This is a genomic window from Streptomyces sp. NPDC060198 (assembly GCF_042728415.1).
Lineage (GTDB): Bacteria > Actinomycetota > Actinomycetes > Streptomycetales > Streptomycetaceae > Streptomyces.
Genome location: NZ_JBHWZJ010000570.1, coordinates 1 through 3077, shown reverse-complemented (window position 1 = coordinate 3077; position 3077 = coordinate 1). Strand labels below are relative to the sequence as shown.

Genomic DNA, 3077 nt, shown 5'->3' with positions numbered 1-3077 from the left:
GCTTCGGGCGCCCGGACCCTGATCGAACTGGGCTCGGGTTCCTCGGAGAAGACCCGGCACCTGCTCGACGCGCTGGAGCGGCTGCACAGTTACGTCCCGGTGGACGTGAGCGAGAGCGCGCTGACCCGGGCCGCGGAGGCGCTGCTAGCCGAGCGGCCGGAGCTGAACGTGCACGCGCTCATCGCCGACTTCACCGGGGGACTCGCCCTGCCGGGAACCCCGGGCCCACGGCTGGTGGCGTTCCTCGGCGGCACGATCGGCAATCTGCTCCCCGAGGAGCGGGCGACCTTCCTGCGCTCGGTCCGCTCCATCCTCTCCCCCGGCGACGCCCTGCTGCTGGGGACGGACCTGGTGAAGGAGCCGGAGACGCTGGTCGCGGCGTACGACGACGCGGCCGGTGTCACCGCGGCGTTCAACAAGAACGTCCTGGAGGTCGTCAACCGGGAGCTCGACGCGGATTTCGACCCCGCCGCGTTCGACCACGTCGCACGTTGGGACGCGGACGCCGAGTGGATCGAGATGCGGCTGCGGGCCCGCTCGGCGCTCACGGTGAAGATCCATGAGCTGGATCTCGTGGTGTCGTTCGAGGAGGGCGAGGAGCTCCGTACGGAGGTGTCGGCGAAGTTCCGCCGGGAGCGGGTGCGCGACGAACTGGGTGCGGCGGGGATGCGGCTCGATCAGTGGTGGACGGACTCGGCGGGCAGGTTCGCGGTGTCGCTGGCCACGGCCGTCTGAGCGCGGCGGGCGAGCGCCTTGCGCTCGCCGGGCGGCATCCGGCGGTCCACGCCGCCCGGGCGCCGCCCCGCCCCGTCCGCCCGGAGCGGCGGCAGGAGGGTGAGCTCGGCGGTCAGACCGGCGGCCCGAACCACCCGCCACAGCGAGGCGTTGAGCGGGTCGTCACCCACGAACGCGACCGCACGGGCCGGGAGTCCGTCGGCGTGGCCCGCCTTCCCGGTGGGGGCTGTCTCCAGGTGGTACGAGATACGGGCCGGCCGCACGGTCGCACCCGCGTCGAGGGCCGCTTGGAAGACCGCGTGGCGGAACGGGCCCGGCGGTCCGCCGCCGCACCGGGTGGAGCCCTCCGGGAAGGCCACCACCCGGTCGCCGGCGCGCAGCGCGTCGGCGACGGAGTCCACCGACGCGGGCAGGGCCCGCAGGCTCTGCCGGTCGATGAAGAGGGTGCCGCCCCGCGCGGCGAGGGCGCCGAGTACCGGCCACCCGCGTATGTCGGACTTGCCGAGCATCCGCGCGGGGAGGACGGCCGCGACGAGCGGTATGTCGAGCCACGAGATGTGGTTGGCGACGACCAGTTCCCCGCCGTTCCTGCCGCCCGGGTTCCCCGTGACCCGCATGCGTACCCCGAAGGTCCGCAGGACGGCCCGGGACCAGAGGCGGACCAGCCGGTCGCGGACCGGCTGGGTGAGCACGGCGGCGAGCGGTGTGCAGGCGGCGCCGCCCACCGCGAGCAGGCAGCCCGCCACCAGCCGCGCCCCCGCGGGCAGCGCGGGACGCACCGCTCCGTGGTGGCCGGCGCAGGCCTGCGGTGTGCACGGGGAGACGGGGAACCAGGCGTTCATCGCGGCGGGGTCATGGAGAGGAAGTGCCGCAGGTAGCGGGGGTCGGTGCGGCGCATGGAGAGGAGTATATAGAGGTCGGCGCAGTCGAAGTCCGGGTCGTAGGCGGGCGATCCGCAGACCCAGGCCCCGAGGCGGAGGTAGCCGCGGAGCAGCGGCGGCAGATCGGCCCGGGCGCCGGCGGCCGGCCGCGGGCCGAGGGCGCCGGCGGTGCCCGACCAGAGGCGGTGCGGGGTGACCCAGTACTCCTCGGGGGCGAGGTGCTTGGCGCGTACGGTCTCCCAGCTGCGGGCTGCCTGGATGCCGCCGTCGCCTAGGGGGAGCGAGCAGCAGCCGGCCAGCCAGTTGTGGCCGGTGCGCTCCATGTAGCGGGCGAGGCCCGCCCAGATGAGGGCGATGACGGCGCCGTCACGGTGGGCGGGGTGGACGCAGGAGCGGCCCACTTCGACGAGGTCGTCACGCAGAGGGGCGAGCCGGGTGAGGTCGAATTCGCTCTCCGAGTAGAGGCGGCCGGCCGCGCGGGCGCGCTCGGGAGGCAGTACCCGGTAGGTGGCGACGACATCGCCGGTGGCGGTCTCCCTCACCAGCAGGTGGTCGCAGAAGGCGTCGTACTCGTCGCCGTCGAGGCCGGGTTCGGGCCCGTCGAGCCTGGCGCCGAGCTCTCCGGCGAACACCTGGTGCCGCAGGCGCTGGGCGGCGCGCACGTCCTCGGGGCCGGCGGCGAGCGAAAGGTGGTAGGCGGGCTGCGACTGGCCCGAGGGGGCGGCGAGCCGGTCGGGGGCCGGCGCGGCAGAGACGGGACGAACCGGTGGGGCGATGGGCAGCGCGGTCATGGCAGTCTCCGGGGACGGATCAGCAAGGGCGGCCGCCGGACCGTCGCGCGGTGGCGAAGGTCCGGCCCCCTACTTCTTCCGTGGCCGGCTGGATTCGACGTGACCGCCATGGAGAGTCGGGATGTGCGACCGCTGAATCCCGGGGTGCGGACTGTTCCCGCCTTCCCCTCGCATCCCGCCCGCCCCCCTGCCCCCGGCCGGAGGGGTGTGCCCGTCAGCTGCCCGCAAGGAGGGAGCTGATGCGCTCCGAGGCCGACCTCGCCGACTCCTCAGGGTCCTGGCCTTCCAGTACCGCGGTCATGTACGGCTTGATCGGGTTCGTTTCCTCGACCTCCGCCCACTGCGCGGAGTTGGGGGTCGCCCGCCCCTGCGCCGCCCCCTCCGCCATCGCGGCGGTGCCCTCCTGGCTCCCGATGGCGCTCGCGAGCTTCGGCTTGTTGGGGACGTAGCTCATGGCCAGGGCGAGTTCCCGCTGCCACTTCTCGCCCGCCAGCGCCTTGACCACGTCGATGCCGGCGCTGCGGTGGGCCGCCTTCTCCGGGACGATCAGGTCGGAGCCGCCGGTGAACACGGCGCCGGGCTTCTTCGTGGTCTTGCCGGGTATCGGGAAGTAGCCGAGTTTGCCCTTGAGTTCCGGGTTGGCCTGCTCGATGAGCGCGGCGGAGCCCGG

The 3077-nt window shown here is 74.0% G+C and carries 3 protein-coding genes and 1 pseudogene; 1 reads left to right on the top strand and 3 read right to left on the bottom strand.

Going from position 1 to position 3077, the window contains the following annotated elements; genetic code table 11:
• Positions 1-735: L-histidine N(alpha)-methyltransferase (locus tag ACFWEP_RS33575; protein WP_387375922.1), on the top strand; the 735-nt coding region annotated here is incomplete at its 5' end.
• Here ACFWEP_RS33575 and ACFWEP_RS33570 read toward each other — a convergent pair.
• The 3 genes and pseudogenes from ACFWEP_RS33570 to ACFWEP_RS33560 all read right to left on the bottom strand — a co-directional run.
• Positions 678-1577, bottom strand: coding sequence for a lysophospholipid acyltransferase family protein (locus ACFWEP_RS33570; protein WP_387375920.1), 900 nt, complete (start codon positions 1575-1577; stop codon positions 678-680). The two genes, ACFWEP_RS33575 and ACFWEP_RS33570, sit on opposite strands and share 58 nt — an antisense overlap.
• Complete coding sequence (locus ACFWEP_RS33565) at positions 1574-2407, bottom strand: GNAT family N-acetyltransferase (RefSeq protein ID WP_387375919.1); 834 nt, start codon at positions 2405-2407, stop codon at positions 1574-1576. Before ACFWEP_RS33565 ends, ACFWEP_RS33570 begins: the two co-directional genes overlap by 4 nt.
• A 214-nt stretch (positions 2408-2621) precedes the next feature.
• A pseudogene (locus ACFWEP_RS33560) lies at positions 2622-3077 on the bottom strand (sugar transporter); the annotation flags it as partial.